15 protein-coding genes are annotated in these 16,722 nt (G+C 71.9%); 9 read left to right on the top strand and 6 right to left on the bottom strand.

The window, feature by feature from the left end; translation table 11 throughout:
* Positions 1-9: 9 nt before the first annotated feature.
* Together RMT89_RS01325 and RMT89_RS01320 are read right to left on the bottom strand one after the other, a co-directional pair.
* Positions 10-1,023: a 2-oxoacid:ferredoxin oxidoreductase subunit beta gene (locus RMT89_RS01325; RefSeq protein WP_315882021.1), complete on the bottom strand. Its 1,014-nt coding sequence runs from the start codon at positions 1,021-1,023 to the stop codon at positions 10-12.
* Positions 1,013-2,908, bottom strand: a complete 1,896-nt coding sequence (locus tag RMT89_RS01320; RefSeq protein ID WP_315882168.1) for a 2-oxoacid:acceptor oxidoreductase subunit alpha — start codon at positions 2,906-2,908, stop codon at positions 1,013-1,015. The genes RMT89_RS01325 and RMT89_RS01320 overlap by 11 nt, the downstream gene beginning before the upstream one ends.
* A 213-nt stretch (positions 2,909-3,121) precedes the next feature.
* Here RMT89_RS01320 and RMT89_RS01315 point away from each other — a divergent pair, with 213 nt between their 5' ends.
* Genes RMT89_RS01315 through RMT89_RS01300 form a run of 4 tightly spaced genes read left to right on the top strand, consistent with a single transcriptional unit; the run spans position 3,122 to position 7,356 of the window.
* Complete coding sequence (locus tag RMT89_RS01315; protein WP_315882020.1) at positions 3,122-4,381, top strand: beta-ketoacyl-[acyl-carrier-protein] synthase family protein; 1,260 nt, start codon at positions 3,122-3,124, stop codon at positions 4,379-4,381.
* On the top strand, positions 4,378-5,604 hold the full coding sequence (locus tag RMT89_RS01310; RefSeq protein WP_315882019.1) for a beta-ketoacyl synthase N-terminal-like domain-containing protein: 1,227 nt from the start codon (positions 4,378-4,380) through the stop codon (positions 5,602-5,604). Before RMT89_RS01315 ends, RMT89_RS01310 begins: the two co-directional genes overlap by 4 nt.
* Positions 5,601-6,449: an SDR family NAD(P)-dependent oxidoreductase gene (locus RMT89_RS01305; protein WP_315882018.1), complete on the top strand. Its 849-nt coding sequence runs from the start codon at positions 5,601-5,603 to the stop codon at positions 6,447-6,449. The genes RMT89_RS01310 and RMT89_RS01305 overlap by 4 nt, the downstream gene beginning before the upstream one ends.
* 22 nt (positions 6,450-6,471) lie before the next feature.
* A complete protein-coding gene (locus RMT89_RS01300; RefSeq protein ID WP_315882017.1) occupies positions 6,472-7,356 on the top strand; it encodes an aromatase/cyclase in 885 nt (294 codons plus the stop codon).
* 203 nt (positions 7,357-7,559) lie between these two features.
* On the opposite strand, the gene RMT89_RS01295 is transcribed toward RMT89_RS01300, so the two are convergent.
* Both RMT89_RS01295 and RMT89_RS01290 read right to left on the bottom strand, forming a co-directional pair.
* Positions 7,560-8,300: an SDR family oxidoreductase gene (locus RMT89_RS01295; RefSeq protein ID WP_315882016.1), complete on the bottom strand. Its 741-nt coding sequence runs from the start codon at positions 8,298-8,300 to the stop codon at positions 7,560-7,562.
* Positions 8,293-8,712 (bottom strand): nuclear transport factor 2 family protein, encoded by a 420-nt coding sequence (locus tag RMT89_RS01290; RefSeq protein ID WP_315882015.1) that lies wholly within the window; start codon positions 8,710-8,712, stop codon positions 8,293-8,295. Before RMT89_RS01290 ends, RMT89_RS01295 begins: the two co-directional genes overlap by 8 nt.
* Positions 8,713-8,962: 250 nt before the next feature.
* Here RMT89_RS01290 and RMT89_RS01285 point away from each other — a divergent pair, with 250 nt between their 5' ends.
* The 3 genes from RMT89_RS01285 to RMT89_RS01275 are packed head-to-tail and all read left to right on the top strand — an operon-like array spanning position 8,963 to position 11,669.
* The gene (locus tag RMT89_RS01285) at positions 8,963-10,528 is read left to right on the top strand and encodes an acyl-CoA carboxylase subunit beta (RefSeq protein WP_315882014.1); all 1,566 of its coding nucleotides are present in this window, start codon (positions 8,963-8,965) and stop codon (positions 10,526-10,528) included.
* Positions 10,525-10,743: an acyl-CoA carboxylase subunit epsilon gene (locus RMT89_RS01280; RefSeq protein WP_315882013.1), complete on the top strand. Its 219-nt coding sequence runs from the start codon at positions 10,525-10,527 to the stop codon at positions 10,741-10,743. Before RMT89_RS01285 ends, RMT89_RS01280 begins: the two co-directional genes overlap by 4 nt.
* On the top strand, positions 10,740-11,669 hold the full coding sequence (locus RMT89_RS01275) for an MBL fold metallo-hydrolase (RefSeq protein WP_315882012.1): 930 nt from the start codon (positions 10,740-10,742) through the stop codon (positions 11,667-11,669). The genes RMT89_RS01280 and RMT89_RS01275 overlap by 4 nt, the downstream gene beginning before the upstream one ends.
* A 136-nt stretch (positions 11,670-11,805) precedes the next feature.
* On the opposite strand, the gene RMT89_RS01270 is transcribed toward RMT89_RS01275, so the two are convergent.
* The gene (locus tag RMT89_RS01270) at positions 11,806-14,778 is read right to left on the bottom strand and encodes an FAD-binding and (Fe-S)-binding domain-containing protein (protein WP_315882011.1); all 2,973 of its coding nucleotides are present in this window, start codon (positions 14,776-14,778) and stop codon (positions 11,806-11,808) included.
* 72 nt (positions 14,779-14,850) lie between these two features.
* Positions 14,851-15,342, bottom strand: coding sequence for a MarR family transcriptional regulator (locus tag RMT89_RS01265; RefSeq protein WP_315882010.1), 492 nt, complete (start codon positions 15,340-15,342; stop codon positions 14,851-14,853).
* A 134-nt stretch (positions 15,343-15,476) separates the two neighbouring features.
* Between RMT89_RS01265 and RMT89_RS01260 the strand changes: the two genes are divergently transcribed.
* Together RMT89_RS01260 and RMT89_RS01255 are read left to right on the top strand one after the other, a co-directional pair.
* Positions 15,477-15,992: a YceI family protein gene (locus RMT89_RS01260; protein WP_315882009.1), complete on the top strand. Its 516-nt coding sequence runs from the start codon at positions 15,477-15,479 to the stop codon at positions 15,990-15,992.
* A gap of 102 nt (positions 15,993-16,094) precedes the next feature.
* A complete protein-coding gene (locus RMT89_RS01255) occupies positions 16,095-16,484 on the top strand; it encodes a cell division protein SepF (RefSeq protein ID WP_315882008.1) in 390 nt (129 codons plus the stop codon).
* The last annotated feature ends 238 nt before the right edge of the window (positions 16,485-16,722 follow it).

Here is a 16,722-nt window from a genome sequence, read left to right as displayed (position 1 = left end):
GGGCACGGATCAGCGGCTCCATGTGTCGCTGCCGGCGAGGACGGCCGCGAGGTCGCCCTTGCCGTTCTGCTCGATGGCGGCGTCCAGCTGGTCGGCCATCGTCGTGTCGTAGACCGGCCGTTCGACGTCCCGGAAGACTCCGATCGGCGTGTGGTGCAGGGTCTGCGGGTCCGCGAGCCGGGACAGGGCGAAGGCGGTCGTGGGGGAGGCCGAGTGGGCGTCGTGGACGAGGATCCGGTCCTCGTTGCGCGCGGTCACCTCGACCACCTCCAGATCGCCGGTGGCCGGATCGCGGACGACGCCCTTGGCGCCGTCCGCTCCGAAGCGGATGGGCCGGCCGTGTTCCAGACGGATCACCGACTCCTGCGCCTGCTGCCTGTCCTTGAGGACCTCGAAGGCGCCGTCGTTGAAGATGTTGCAGTTCTGGTAGATCTCCACCAGCGCGGTGCCCGGGTGCCGATGCGCGGCGCGCAGGACGTCGGTGAGGTGCTTGCGGTCGGAGTCGACGGTCCGGGCGACGAAGGAGGCCTCCGCGCCGATCGCCAGCGACACCGGGTTGAAGGGTGCGTCCAGGGAGCCCATCGGCGTCGACTTGGTGATCTTGCCGAGCTCCGAGGTGGGGCTGTACTGGCCCTTCGTCAGGCCGTAGATCCGGTTGTTGAAGAGCAGGATCTTGAGGTTCACATTGCGGCGCAGGGCGTGGATGAGGTGGTTGCCGCCGATGGACAGCGCGTCTCCGTCACCGGTGACCACCCACACGCTCAGATCGCGCCGGGTCACGGCGAGGCCGGTGGCGATCGCCGGGGCCCGGCCGTGGATGGAGTGCATTCCGTACGTGTTCATGTAGTACGGAAAGCGGGAGGAGCAGCCGATCCCGGAGATGAAGACGATGTTCTCCCGTGCCACCCCGAGCTCGGGCATGAAGCCCTGCACGGCCGCGAGGATCGCGTAGTCACCGCAGCCCGGGCACCAGCGCACCTCCTGGTCGGACTTGAAGTCACGGGCGAGCAGGTCAGCCGGCATGGATCTCCTCCTTCAGGACCGAGGCGAGTTGCTCCGCCTTGAACGGCATGCCGCTCACCTGGGTGTGGCTGCGTACGTCGACGAGGTAGCGGGCACGCAGCAGGGCCGCGAGCTGGCCGAGGTTCATCTCCGGCACCACGACCCGCTCGTAGCGGCCGAGGACCTCGCCGAGGTTGCGCGGGAACGGGCTGAGATGGCGCAGATGCGCCTGCGCGATCCGCTCCCCGGCGGTGCGCAGCCGGCGCACGGCCGCGGTGACCGGGCCGTAGGTCGAACCCCAGCCCAGGACCAGCGTCCTGGCGCCGTGCGGGTCGTCGACCTCGATGTCCGGCACCCAGATGCCGTCGATCTTCCGCTGCCGGGTGCGGACCATGAAGTCGTGGTTGGCCGGGTCGTAGGAGATGTTGCCCGTGCCGTCCTGCTTCTCGATGCCGCCGACGCGGTGCTCAAGACCCGGTGTGCCCGGGATCGCCCAGGGGCGGGCCAGGGTCAGCGGGTCGCGCTTGTACGGCCAGAAGACCTCGGTGCCGTCCTCCAGCGTGTGGTTGGGACCGTCGGCGAAGTGCACCCGCAGGTCCGGCAGTTCGTGCAGCTCGGGGATCCGCCACGGCTCGGCCCCGTTGGCCAGGTAGCCGTCGGAGAGCAGATACACCGGGGTGCGGTAGGTCACCGCGATCCGGACGGCCTCCAGCGCCGCGTCGAAACAGTCGGCGGGCGTCTGCGGCGCCACGATCGGCACCGGGGCCTCGCCGTTTCGGCCGTACATCGTCTGCAGCAGGTCGGCCTGCTCGGTCTTGGTCGGCAGGCCGGTCGACGGGCCGCCGCGCTGGATGTCGACGATGACCATGGGCAGTTCGAGAGCGACGGCCAGACCGATCGTCTCGCTCTTGAGCGCCATCCCGGGACCCGAGTTGGAGGTCACCGCGAGCGAGCCGCCGAACGCCGCGCCGAGCGCCGCGCCCGCCGCCGCGATCTCGTCCTCCGCCTGGAAGGTCCGCACCCCGAAGTTCTTGTGCCGGCTCAGCTCGTGCAGGATGTCGGAGGCCGGGGTGATGGGGTACGAGCCGAGGAACAGCGGCAGATCCGCCTGCTGGGCGGCGGTGAGCAGACCGTAGGACAGGGCGAGGTTGCCGGAGATGTTGCGGTAGGTGCCGGACGGGAAGGTGTTCGCGGCCGGGGCGATCTCGTAGGAGACCGCGAAGTCCTCCGTCGTCTCGCCGAAGTTCCAGCCCGCCTTGAACGCGGCGATGTTGGCGGCCGCGATCTGCGGCTTCTTGGCGAACTTCGACTTCAGGAACCTCTCCGTGCCCTCGGTGGGCCGGTGGTACATCCACGACAGCAGGCCGAGCGCGAACATGTTCTTGGCGCGCTGGGCCTCCTTGCGGGTCAGCCCGAACTCCTTGAGGGCCTCGACGGTGAGGCTGGTCAGCGGGACCGGGTGCAGGCGGTACCCCTGGAGCGAGTCGTCGTCCAGGGGGGAGGTCTCGTACCCGGCCTTGGCCAGCGCGCGGGCGTCGAACTCGTCGCTGTTGACGAGGAGTTCACCGCCGGAGCGCAGGTCGGCCAGGTTCGTCCTCAGCGCTGCCGGGTTCATCGCCACCAGCACGTCCACGGCGTCGCCGGGCGTGAGGATGTCGTGGTCCGCGAAGTGCAGCTGGAAGGAGGAGACACCGCCCAGGGTGCCGGCGGGGGCGCGGATCTCGGCGGGGAAGTTCGGCAGGGTCGACAAGTCGTTGCCGAACGACGCGGTCTCCGACGTGAACCGGTCACCCGTCAGCTGCATGCCGTCTCCGGAGTCGCCCGCGAACCGGATGACCACACGGGACAGTTGCTCGGTCCGCTGCCCGGTCCGCGAGGCGGCGTCCGAGGCCGCCGTTGGATGGATGCTGGGGTGAGGAGCTGCAGTCACCGAGCCTCTACCTCTCTCTCGGGGGTGCCCACGGCGGTTGCAGTTTGGGTAGATGGCCTAGAGAGGTGGTCAAGAAGCGGTGCACCAGGGGAGGTTGTGTCAACCGACGCCGCTCGGCCATCTCGGGGTCACCGCCGGGCCTCTCCACCCCTCCACCACCGCTTGAGCGAACGCCCCGACCATCCCCGCATGACCCGACGCGCAGTGATCACAGGGCTGGGTGTGGTCGCCCCCGGTGGGATCGGCACCAAGGACTACTGGGCGCTGCTCACCGGCGGCCGGGCCGCGACCCGGCACATCAGCTTCTTCGACGCCTCCACCTACCGCTCCCGGGTCGCCGCCGAGGTCGACTTCGACCCCGCGGCCGCCGGCCTCGGCGTCCGGGAGATCCACCGTATGGACCGTTCCGCGCAGTTCGCCGTGGTCAGCGCCTGGGAAGCGGTCGCCGACAGCGGCCTCGCGCTCGGCGGCCTCGACCCGCTGCGCACCGGTGTCAGCATCGGCAGCGCGGTCGGCGCCGCCACCAGCCTGGACCAGGCCTACCCGCTGCTCAGCGACGAGGGCCGCGACTGGCGCACCGACACCACCTACGCCGTACCGCAGCTCTACGACTACATGGTGCCGAGTGCGCTCGCCCGCGAGGTCGCCTGGACCGTCGCCGCCCAGGGTCCGGTCGCGCTGGTCTCCACCGGCTGCACCTCGGGCCTGGACGCCCTCGGCCACGCCGCCGGGATCATCGCGGAGGGGGCCGCCGACGTGATGCTCGCCGGGGCGGCCGAGGCGCCCGTGTGCGCCATCACCGCGGCCTCCTTCGACGCCATCAAGGCCACCACCCCCTACCAGGGCGACGACCCCTCCGAGGCCTGCCGCCCCTTCGACCTCACCCGCGACGGGTTCGTGCTCGGTGAGGGCGGCGCCATCCTCGTCCTGGAGGAGAAGGAGCACGCCCGCCGCCGCGGCGCGCATGTCTACGCCGAGATCGCCGGGTTCGCCACCCGCGGCAACGCCTACCACATGACCGGACTGCGTCCCGACGGCACCGAGCTCGCCGCCGCCGTCGGCGCCGCCCTGGACGAGGCCCGACTGCCCGCCGACGCCGTCGACTACGTCAACGCGCACGGCTCCGGGACCCGGCAGAACGACGTCCACGAGACCAACGCGCTCAAGCTGAGCCTCGGTTCACACGCCTACGACGTGCCGGTCAGCTCCATCAAGTCGGTGATCGGCCACTCGCTGGGCGCCATCGGTTCCCTGGAGGCGGCCGCCTGCGCCCTGGCCCTGGAGCACGGCGCCATCCCGCCGACCGCGAACCTTCACACCCCGGACCCGGAATGCGATCTCGACTACGTACCCTTGACCGCGCGGGCTCAGCCCCTCAACACGGTACTCAGCGTGGGCAGTGGCTTCGGGGGCCTGCAGAGCGCCCTCGTCCTGAGGAAGCCCGAATGACCCCCGACCCCTCCGCCGCCCCGGCCCCCCGGGTGCGCGCGGCCGTCACCGGACTCGGTGTCGTCGCCCCCAACGGCGTCGGCACCCGCGCCTGGTGGCAGGCCACCCTGCGCGGCGTCAGCGCGCTGCGCCCCGCCCGCGACGCCCCCGTCAACCGTACCCCGGTCGCCGGTGAGGTCACCTCCTTCGTGGCCGAACAGCACGTGCCCAGCAGGCTGTTGCCGCAGACCGCCCGCTTCACCCGGCTCGCGCTGGCGGCCGCCGCCGAGGCCCTGGACGACGCCGCCGTCGACCCCGCCCAGCTGGAGGAGTACGGCACCGGGGTGTTCACCGCCAGCTCGGCCGGCGGCTACGAGTTCGGGCAGCACGAGATGGGCGCCCTGTGGCGCACCGGCAGCGACAGTGTCAGCGCCTACCAGTCCTTCGCCTGGTTCTACGCCGCGTGCACCGGCCAGGTCTCCATCCGGCACGGACTGCGCGGCGCCAGCGGCACCCTCGTCACCGAACAGTGCGGGGGACTCGACGCGGTGGGCCAGGCCCGGCGCCGGCTCGGCGACGGCACCCGGGTGCTGCTCGCCGGCGGCTCCGACGCGGGGCTCTGCCCGCTGGGCTGGGCGGGCCACCTCGCCACCGGGCAGGTCAGCCCGCACAGCCACCCGGCCCGCGCCTACCTGCCCTTCCATCCCGAGGCCTCCGGCTACGTCCCCGGCGAGGGCGCCGCCTATGTCGTACTGGAGGAACGTTCGGCCGCCGAGGAGCGGGGCGCGGAGGTCCTCGGCGAGGTCGCCGGGTACGCCGCCGCCTTCGACCCGCCGACCGGGCCCGGCAACCTCGCCCTCGCGGCCCGGCTCGCCCTCGCCGACGCCTCACTGACCCCCGACGACATCGACGCCGTCTTCGCCGACGCCTCCGGGGTGCCCGCGCTGGACGCGGCCGAGGCCGAGGTGATCGGCGACCTCTTCGGGCCGTACGGCGTCCCGGTCGCCGTACCGAAGACGATGACCGGACGGATCGGCGCCGGCGGCTCCACGCTCGACCTGGTGGCGGCCCTGCTGGCGCTGCGGGACGGGGTGCTGCCGCCCGCGGCGCATGTGGACCGGCCCAAGGACGGCTGGCATCTCGACCTGGTCACCGGCGCCCCGCGCCCGGTCGACCTGCGCGCCGCGCTGGTGCTGGCGCGTGGACATGGTGGATTCAACTCGGCGGCGGTGGTGGTGAGATGACGATCCAGAAGGCCGTACCCGGCGCCTGGGCCGGTGCCTTGGAGAGCGGCGAGCCCAAAGGCCGCAAGGGCCCCGGCCGTACCGCGCTGGTGACCGGCGCGACCAGCGGCATCGGACGGGCCGTCGCCGAACGGCTCGCCGACGAGGACTTCGACCTGTTCGTCTGCGCCCGCGGTGCCGACGCGGTCGCCGAGACGGTGGCCGCGCTGCGCGCCAAGGGTGTGAAGGCGGACGGCCTCGCCGTCGACGTACGCGATCCGAAGGCGGCGGGCGAACTCGTCGAGGCCGCCGTCGCCTGCCACGGCCGCCTCGACGTCCTCGTCAACAACGCGGGGCGCAGCGGTGGCGGAGTCACCGCCGAGCTCACCGACGAGCTCTGGCTCGACATCATCGAGACCAACCTCAACAGCGTCTTCCGCATCACCCGGGAGATGCTCCGCCAGGGCGGCGCCGTCGGCCGCGGCTGGGGGCGGATCGTCAACATCGCCTCCACCGCCGGGAAACAGGGCGTCGTCCTCGGCGCCCCCTACTCCGCCTCCAAGCACGCGGTGGTCGGCTTCACCAAGGCCCTCGGCCTGGAACTCGCCGCGACCGGCGTCACCGTCAACGCGGTGTGCCCCGGCTATGTGGAGACCCCGATGGCCGAACGGGTCCGCCAGGGCTACGCCGACGCCTGGGGCACCACCACCGACGAGGTGCTCGAACGCTTCAACGCCAAGATCCCGCTGGGCCGGTACACCGCCCCGGAGGAGGTCGCCGCAATGGTCGGCCACCTGGTCCACGACCACGCCGCGGCCATCACGGCCCAGGCGATCAACGTCTGCGGCGGCCTGGGAAGTTACTGACCGACACCGAGGGGACCGGCACATGCCGAACACCGTCCACACCACCCGGATCGCGGCGGCTCCGGAGGCCGTGCACGCGCTCATTGCCGATGTGACCGTCTGGCCGCTGATGTTCGAGCCGAACATCCACACCGAGTACGTCGAGGGCGGGCCGCGCACGGAGGGCCGGGAGCGCATCCGCATCTGGGCGTTCGCGGGCTCGGAGATCCGCAGCTGGACCTCCGAACGGGTTCTCGACCCGCACGCGCTGACCGTCGACTTCCGCCAGGAGGAACCGGCCGCGCCGCTGACGTCGATGAGCGGACGCTGGCTGGCCAAGGACATCGGCGGCGGTGAGACCCTCCTCGAACTCCACCACGAGTTCGAGGCGTTCAGCGACGAGCACTTCGTGCTGCACGCCCTCCACCAGAACAGCCCGGCCGAACTGGCCGGGATGCGGATCGCCGCCGAGAACCCCAGGACGCCCTACACCTTCGAGGACAGCCTGCGCATCGAGGCGCCGCCGCAGGCGGTGTACGACTTCCTGTACGCCGCCGACCGCTGGCCCGAACGCCTGCCGCACGTGGCCTCGCTGGACCTCACGGAGCGGACCCCGGGCATTCAGCGGATGGTGATGGACACCCGCAGCCCCGACGGAACGCTGCACCAGAGCGAGTCGGTACGGGTGTGCAGGCCCGAGGCCGGCAGCATCGCGTACAAGCAGATCCGTACTCCCACCGTCCTGGTGGCCCACACGGGGGAGTGGCGGCTGGCCCCGCTGCCCGACGGCACCACACGGGCGACGTCCCGGCACAGCGTGATCCTCGCGGACCCGAAGGTCCGGGAGGCGGTGCGGGACGCGCTGGGGGCGAACAGCAGGGCGACCCTGCGCAGGGCGAAGGAGTTCACGGAGACACGCCGGTCCTAGGGGGTGTTTTGAAAGTCCTGTGCGGTGCCCGCGGTGTTCGGTGCGTGCCCTCGGCGTGCCGGACGAAGGCCCTCGTACTGGACGTACTTGGGTCTTTGGCCGGTGCGGCGAGGGTGCGTGCCGGGCGCCGGGGGTGCTCTGCGGGACTTTCAAAACACCCCTAGCTACGCGGCGCTGACCGCGCCCCCCGAGAGGGGGTGCGGTCAGCGCAGGTGCGTTCCGCCGTCCGTCAGCAGCACCTCTCCGGTCGTCCACCGGGACCGGATCATCCCCAGCACCGCCTCCGCCACCTCCTCCGGCGTCCCCACCCGCCGCAGCGGCGACTGCTCGCGCATCCAGCGGCGGGGCTCCTCGAAGGACGCCGTCCAGGCGGTGTCCGTCAGACCGGGCGCCACCGCGTTCACCCGGACCTCGGGACCGGTCACCGCCGCCAGCAGCCGGGTCATATGGTTCAGGGCGGCCTTGCTCACGGCGTACGGGATGGAGCTCCCGGCCGGCCGTACGCCCGCCACCGACGACACATTGACCACGCACCCGTCGCCGCTCGCCCGCAGATGCGGCATCGCGGCCACGCACATCTGCCAGGTGCCGATGACGTTGACGTCGAGGATCTCCCGCCACACCTCGGCGCTCGCGCCCTCGAAGTCCTGGTGCGGCACGATCCGGGTGACCCCGGCGGAGTTGACGAGCACATCCAGCCGGCCGTACCGCTCGACGGCCGCCGCGACCAGCGCCTCGGCCTCCTCGCGCACCGCGATGTCGGCGGCGACGTACATCGCGTCGGGCAGCTCGGCCGCGAGCTCCTTGCCGGCCTGAGGGCTGCGCGCGGAATTCACGACCACCCGCATGCCCTCGGCCGCGAGCCGCCGGGCCACCGCCGCCCCGATCCCCGAGGTGGACCCCGTCACCAGGGCGACCGGCGCCCCGGCCCGCGCCTCAGTCATGGCGCACCGACCGGTGCCGAACCAGGAACGCCTCCCCGTACGGCTCCAGAAGGTCCTCGGCGACCGTGCTGGAGTGGAACGACGGCACGCCCTCACCGGCGGCGGTCGACAGCGCCAACGCGTAGTAACGGGTGTGGAGTACGCCGGGCTCGGCGCCCTCGGAGACCTCCAGCATGCCGAGCCAGTGCCGCCGGACCCGCCCCTGCGCGGCCAGCGCGCCGACCCGGCGCCGGGCCGCCTCGACCAGGACCGGGCGTCCCTTCAGCGGCTCGGGCAGCGACGGCTCCTCGAAGACGGCGTCCTCGGTGAAGGTGTCCGCCCACTCCTCGACGGCGCCCTCGTCGAGCAGCCGCATCTGACGGGCGTAGAACTGGCTGATCCTGCCGTGCACTTCGCCGGACGAGTACGTCATGGCACCCCTTCCCCTCGCTGCCCACGCGGACGCCCGCATGGTCTGCCGCGATGGTCGAGTGCGGCTCGACGGCCGAGTGAGCACCCCCTGTCACGCTCCGCCCTCCAGGTACGCGCAGCGGCGACCGGTGCGCGGGACGCGGGTTCTTAAGCCCCACTCCACCAGCCCTCCAGCTCCGCGACGCACTCTGTCGCCCACGCGTTCCGAGAACGGGCTGAACAAGCCTCTTGACGACCTGTGAGGAGCGTCAATGGACCGCTTTCCACCTCCACTCCGGGAACGGACGGCCGAACTCCACGAACTGCGCGAGTCGGTGCACCGCGGTCCCTCGGAGAAGGCCACCCAGGCACAGCACGCCAAGGGGAAGCTGACCGCACGCGAACGGATCGACCTGCTCTTCGACAAGGGCACCTTCACCGAGACCGAGGGCCTGCGCCGGCACCGCGCGACCGGCTTCGGCCTGGAGGCCCGCCGCCCGCACACCGACGGCGTGATCACCGGCTGGGGCAGGGTCAACGGCCGTACCGCCTTCGTGTACGCCCATGACTTCCGTATCTTCGGCGGCGCCCTCGGTGAGGCGCACGCCCAGAAGATCCACAAGCTGATGGATCTGGCCACGGCGGCCGGGGCCCCGGTGATCGGGCTGTGCGACGGAGCCGGCGCCCGGATCCAGGAGGGCGTCACCGCGCTCGCCGGGTACGGCGGCATCTTCTCCCGCAATGTGCGCAACTCCGGGGTCATCCCGCAGATCAGCGTCATCATGGGCCCGTGCGCGGGCGGCGCGGCCTACTCGCCGGCGCTCACCGACTTCGTGTTCATGGTGCGCGGCACCTCGCAGATGTTCATCACCGGACCCGACGTCGTCCAGGCGGTGACCGGCGAGGAGATCACCATGGACGGGCTCGGCGGCGCCGACCCGCACTCCACCGCCTCCGGCGTGGCCCACGCGGTCTTCGACGACGAGGAGGAGTGCCTGGAGAACGTCCGCTTCCTGCTCTCCCTGCTGCCCGCCAACAACCGCGAACTCGCCCCGTCCGTCGCCGAGTCCGACCCGGCCGACCGGCGCACCGAGGCGCTGCTGGACATGGTGCCCGCCGACCCGCGCTCCTCCTACGACGTCCGGGACGTCATCGAGGAGATCGTCGACGACGGCTTCCTCTTCGAGGTCCACGAGAACTGGGCGCGCAACGTGGTCTGCACCCTGGTGCGGATGGGCGGCGACGTCACCGGCATCATCGCCAACCAGCCGATGGTGCAGGCCGGCGCGCTCGACATCCAGGCCTCCGAGAAGGCGGCGCGGTTCGTGCGGTTCTGCGACTCCTTCAACATCCCGCTGGTCACGCTGGTGGACGTGCCCGGGTTCCTGCCCGGCGTCGACCAGGAGCACGGCGGCATCATCCGGCACGGCGCGAAGCTGCTGTACGCGTACTGCGACGCCACCGTCCCGCGGGTCCAGCTGATCATGCGCAAGGCGTACGGCGGCGCGTACATCGTCATGGACTCCCGCTCCATCGGCTGTGACGTCTCCTTCGCCTGGCCGGTCAACGAGATCGCGGTGATGGGCGCGGAGGGCGCGGCGAACGTCGTCTTCCGGCGCGAGATAGCCGCGTCGGACGACCCGCAGGCGACGCGCGAGCAGTTGGTGAAGGAGTACCGCTCGGAGCTGATGCACCCCTACTACGCGGCCGAGCGCGGCCTGGTGGACGACGTCATCGACCCGGCGGAGACCCGGGCCCGGCTGATCGACGCCCTGCGCACCCTGCGCCGCAAGCACGCCGACCGGCCGTCCCGCAAGCACGGGAACCAGCCGCAGTGAGCGAGGACGGGGTGATCCGAGTGCTACGAGGCGAACCGACACCTGAGGAACTGTCGGCCCTGCTCACGGTGTTGCTGGCGATGTCAGGGCGCCGGGCGGAGTCGGCGGAGGTGGAAGGGCTGCCGGTCCAGCCGCCGGCGGTGGCCTGGACGCAGGCCGGAGGAGGGACGAGTTGGGCGGCGCCCGGGTACCCGGACTGGGCGGACGTGTCATGAGCGGACCTTCCACGAAGGTGCGGACCGAGCTCACCGAGGTGGCCGACGGGGTCTATGCCCACCTCCAGCCCGACGGGGGCTGGTGTCTGAGCAACGCGGGTGTGGTCGTCGGTCCCGAGGGCCTGGTCCTCGTCGACACGGCGGCCACCGCGGCGCGGGCGGCGGCGCTGCGGGAGGCCGTGCAGGGGCTTGGCCGGGGTCCGGTCCGGGTCCTGGTCAACACCCACCACCACGGCGACCACACTCACGGCAACGGCGCGTTCGAGGGCGCGACCGTGGTGGCGCACGCCCGCACCCGGGCGGAGATGGCCCGCAACGGCCTGGCCCTCACGGGCGTCTGGCCGGACGTGGCGTGGGGGGAGCTGACGGTCCGTCTGCCGGACCTCACCTTCACGGACGAGCTGAGCCTCTACCAGGGCGACCGCGAGATCCGTCTGCTGCACCCGGGCCCGGCCCATACGAACGACGACGTGGTGGCCTGGCTCCCCGAGGACCGGGTCCTGTTCGCCGGGGACATCGCGATGGCGGGCAGCTCCCCGTTCGTCCTGATGGGCTCGGTCTCGGGCTCCCTGGCCGCCCTCGCCCGCCTGCGCGCGCTGCGGCCCCGCACGGTGGTCTGCGGCCACGGCCCGGTCCGCGGTCCGGAGGTGCTGGACGAGACGGAGGAGTACCTGCGCTGGATCCAGCGGGTCGCGGCGGAGGGACGGGCCCAGCGCCTGACCCCGCTGGTGGCGGCGGAGGCAGCGGGCAAGGGTGCCTTCGGCCATCTGACGGAGTTCGAACGCATCGTGGGCAACCTCCACCGCGCCTACGCCGAACTCGACGAACGCGAGGCCATCGCCTCTTGCCGCACGGTGGACGTGGCGGAGGCGTTCGGCGAGATGATCACGTACAACGGCGGCAGCCTGCCTACCTGTCACGCGTGACCGAGGCTGTCTTCCAGCCCGTCCGGCGTTTGAGGGCGAGGCCGCTTCAGGGCCGAAGCGGGGGTCTGGGGCGGCAGCCTCCAGGGATGGGGCGGGTAGGGGCTGCGGGGGCGAGACCCCGGGACGGTTCCCCGGCCTACGGGGCCGTCCCGGCACGCGCCAGCAGTTCCGCGAGGTGCATCGCCTCATGCCCACCCGAGTCCAGCTCATGGATCTGCGTCCGGCAGCTGAACCCGTCCGCCAGTACCGCCGTCTCCGGGGGCTCCTCCCGGAGCCGTGGCAGCAGGACGCGTTCCGCGCATGCCCGGCTGACGTCCAAGTGCCCGCGTTCGAAGCCGAAGTTGCCCGCGAGACCGCAGCACCCGGACTCCAGCCGCTCCACCTCGACGCCGGCCTGCCGCAGCAGCTCGCGGTCGGCGTCCCAGCCCAGTACCGCGTGCTGATGGCAGTGCACCTGCGCCAGCGCCCGCTCGGCCCGGACCCTGGGCGGTGTGTACCCGGGCGAGTGCTCCGTCAGCAGCTCCGCCAGCGTCACCGTCTGCCGCCCCAGCCGCCGTACGTCCCGGTCGCCGGGGAGCAGCTCGCCCGCGTCCGAGCGGAACACCGCCGTACAGCTGGGTTCGAGGCCCACCACCAGACCGCCCTCCCGCAGATGCCCGGACAGCCGCCGTACGGTCCTGGCCAGGACCCGCTCCGCCATCCCGAGCTGCCCCGTCGAGATCCAGGTCAGGCCGCAGCACAGCGGCCCCGACGGCAGCTCCACCCGCCAGCCCGCCCGCTCCAGCACCTCGACCGCCGCCCGACCCACCCGGGGATGGAAGAAGTTCGTGAACGTGTCCGGCCACAGCAGCACCACCCCGCGCTCCCCGCCGCCGTACGGCCGATGCCCGGCGAACCACCGCTGCAGCGACCGCCCGGCGAACAGCGGCATCTCCCGGTCCTCCACCCCGGCCACGGCGCGCGCCGCGCGGGACAGCGGCGGGGTGTGGGTGACGGCGTTGGCCAGCCGCGCCAGCCGCGCCCGGCCCACCGTCTGCGCCACCACCGGCAGCCACCCCATCGACCAGTCGGAGCGCGGCCTGCGCCATGGCCGCCGCGCGTAGTGGTGCGCCAGGAACTCCGCCTTGTACGTGGCCATGTCCACATCCGCCGGACAGTCGGACTTGCACCCCTTGCAGGCCAGGCACAGATCGAGCGCCTCCCGCACGGCACCGGACCGCCAGCCGTCCCGGATCGGGCTGTCCCCGTGCCCGTCGAGCATCTCGAACAGCAGCCGCGCCCGCCCGCGCGTGGAGTGCTCCTCCTCCCGCGTCACCTGGTACGAGGGACACATCACGGACCCGCCCTCGGTGGTCAGCTGCCGGCACTTGCCCACGCCCACACACCGGTTCGCGGCCTCGGCGAAGGACCCGCCGTCGTCCGGGAACCGGAAATGCAGCCCGCGAGGATCCCGCGGCTTCCAGTCCCCGCCGAGGCGCAGCTTCTCGTCCAGCCGGTACGGCGCCACCACCTTCCCCGGGTTCATCCGGTCCGACGGATCGAACACCGCCTTCAACTGCCCGAAAGCCTCGACGAGTTCCGGGCCGAACATCCGCGGCAACAGCTCCCCCCGGCTCTGCCCGTCCCCGTGCTCCCCGGAGAACGACCCGCCGAACTCCACCACCAGATCGGCCGCCCGCTCCATGAACCGCCGGTACGCGGCGACCCCTTCGGCGCTGTACAGATCGAAGGGGATCCGCGTGTGCACGCACCCTTGCCCGAAGTGGCCGTACAGCGCGGGCCCGGTGTCGCTCAGATACCCGAACTCATCGAACAGCTCCCGCAGCCGGCGCAGATAGTCGCCGAGGCGATCCGGCGGCACCGCCGAGTCCTCCCACCCCTCGAAGGTGTCCGGCCGGTCCGGCACATGCGCGGTGGCACCGAGCCCGGCCTCCCGGACCTGCCACAACTGCTCCTCGTGCGCGGGGTCGTCGAGATGGGCGACCTGCGGATCGTGCTCGGACTCGTCGAGCGCGTCCAGCATCCGGTGCGCCCGCTCGTCCGCCTCGTCGAGGGTGTCGGCGCCGAACTGCACCATCAAGTAGGCGCGTCCCGCGGGCAGTTGGTCGATGGCCTCGGGGTTGAGGTGCTTGAGCCGCTCGTCGTGCACCAGCCGTGAGTCGACCCCCTCCAGGGCGATCGGCGCGTACGGCAGGATGTCCGGCACCGCGTCCGCGGCCAGGGCGATGTCGTCGAACCCCAGCACCACCAGCGCGCGTTCCCTCACCACCGGCACCAGCTTCAGCTCCGCCCGCACCACCGTCACCAGCGTCGACTCACTGCCCACCAGCAGCCCGGCGACGTCGAAACCGTGCTCGGGCAGCAGCGAGTCGAGGTTGTAGCCGGATACCCGGCGCGGGATGCCGGGGTAGCGGCGGCGGATCTCGTCGGCGTAGGTGTCGCGCAGGGCCCGCAGCCGGCGGTACACGGCGGCCCGCAGATCCCCGTGCCGCTCGATCTCGGCGTACTCCTCGTCATCGGTGGGCCCGCACCAGAACCGGGTGCCGTCGTAGAGCAGCACCTCCAGACGGGCGATGTTGTCGACCACCTTGCCGTGCGCCTGCGCGGTGGCGCCGCAGGAGTTGTTGCCGATCATGCCGCCGATGGTGCAGTTGGCGTGGGTCGCGGGCTCGGGCCCGAAGCGCAGCCCGGTCGGGGCGAGCTGCTGGTTGAGCTCGTCCAGCACGATGCCGGGCTGCACGACACAGGTCCGCCGCTCGGTGTCGACGGACTCCACCCGGTGGCAGTACTTCGACCAGTCCAGGACGACAGCGGTGTTCGTGCACTGCCCCGCCAGACTCGTCCCCCCGCCCCGGGACAGCACGGGCGCACCGTGCTCCCGCGCGACGGCGACCGCCGTGACGGCCGCCTCCGGGTCCCGCGGCAGGACCACCCCGATCGGAGTCTGCCGGAAGTTGGAGGCGTCGGTCGCGTACGCCGCCCTGCTCCCCGCGTCGAACCGCACCTCCCCGTCGACCCGCGCCCGCAGCGCCGCCTCCAGCGCCCCCGGGTCGACCGACGGCATCCCCGGCCGCCGTACGACGGGACCCGGCAGATCCGCCGTCACCATGAAGCCCTCCTCGTCACCGCCCCTGGGAACGGCAAGCCGGGTACCCCGCGGCGGCTCCGGGCAACCCGGGGCTCAGTCCTCGGTGAGACCGGGCAGCAACCCGCACATCGCCTCGCGCTCGGCGGGTCCGAAGATCTGGGCGAGGGCCTCGGTGACCGTCCCGGCGAGCGGCCCCGAAGCCTGCGTCAGCAGGTCGCGGGCCTTGGTGGTGAGGGTGACCTCGACCCCGCGCTTGTCGCCGCAGACCGGCTGACGGGAGACGAGCCCGGCGTGCTGGAGGCAGGCGATCTGATACGTCAGCCGGGTCTTGGGGCGGCCCAGCAGCTCCGCGATCCGGCTCATCCGCAGGCCCTCGCGGGGCTGCTCGGCCAGCAGGCACAGGATCAGGAACTCGTCGTGGGAGACATCGAGCGTCTCCTTGACCACGGAACGCAGCCGCTGCTCCACGGCCGCCGTCGCGGCCAGCATCCGCATCCAGGAGCGCAGCTCGGCCGGGAGCAGGCTGTCGCCGGATGCGGCGGGGCATCCGAGCTGGTCGGTGGGGGTCTCCTGCGGGTCGGCCATGACATCGAGTCTACCTGTCGTCCAATTTTGGACCAGAGGATTGTTCAAATTTGGATCGTCGGCTAGCGTGAGGTCATCCAAATTTGAAATACACCGGATTGCCCCCTCGAACGCTCATCGACAGGAGAACGACCATGACCGTCGCCGTGGAGACCGGCCTGTGGCAGCTCGACCCCGCCGCCACCACCGTGGCCCTCAAGCACCGGACGATGTGGGGTCTGGTCACCGTGAAGGGCGCCTTCTCGGGCGTCGCCGGCCAGGGCGAGGTACGGCCCGACGGATCCGCCGTCGGCACCGTCACCCTGGACGCGTCCTCCCTGGACACCAAGAACGCCAAGCGCGACGAGCACCTGCGCTCCACCGACTTCCTCGACGCCGCCAACCACCCCGAACTCACCTTCGCGGTGCGCGGTGCCGAACTGCGCGGCGGTGACACCGTGCAGGTCGACGGTCAGCTCACCGTCCGCGGCGTCAGCAGGCCGCAGACCGTCACCGCCCGGCTGGTCGGCACGGACGCGACGTCCGTCACCCTGGAGGCCGAATTCACCGTGGACCGCGGGCAGTTCGGCATGACCTGGAACCAGCTCGGCATGATGCGCGGCGTGGCCACGGTCACCGCCACGCTCCGGTTCACCCGCAAGGACGCCTGAGCTTCCCCCGCGCGGTCCGTGTCGGTGTTGGGCCGAACGGGTGACTTGGCGTAAGAATTGGCTGGTGCAGGCATTGAGTACCAGTCAGTTCGGGGGGAGCCGGTGAACCGCTACGACGTCACCGATGAACAGTGGGAAGGGCTCGCCCAGGTGGTACCCCTGCGCGGCCGGGACGCATGGCCGTCGGCGGTGGACCACCGCTCGCTCCCGGAGGCGGAGACGGAGCCGCGCCGCCGCTTCGTCGTCCTGCGGGTCAACGTCTTCGGCGACGCCCGGGAAGTCGCCGAGACCCTCATGGCCGGCATCCCGGTCCTGCTCGACCTGACCGGCGCGGAGACCGAGGTCGCCAAGCGCGTCCTCGACTTCAGCACGGGCGTCGTCTTCGGGCTGTCGAGCGGCATGCACCGCGTCGACCGCAATGTGTTCCTGCTGACCCCGCGGGGCACCGAGGTGAGCGGGATCATGGAGGGCGCGGGGGTGCCGGAGGCCTGAGACCTCGGGGGAGGTCCCCCGATCGTAGGAAGCTGCCGACGCCGGAACGGTTCGCCAACCATCGGAGTCCTACGGTCCGCATATGGCCGTGCCTTCCGCGTCCCCGAAGTCCCCCGACGCCCCCGAACCCTCAGCGCCACCGGAGTCCGGGTCTGTTACGCCTGCCCTGGTGGCGGAGTCGTCCGCGCCGCCGGGGTCTCGGGTTCCCGGGTCCGCCGTGCGGCCGGAGTCTTCGTGC

This window comes from Streptomyces sp. P17 (assembly GCF_032436805.1).
Lineage (GTDB): Bacteria > Actinomycetota > Actinomycetes > Streptomycetales > Streptomycetaceae > Streptomyces.
The sequence above is the reverse complement of the archived record's forward strand: the minus strand, read 5'-3'. Positions and strand labels throughout refer to the sequence as shown.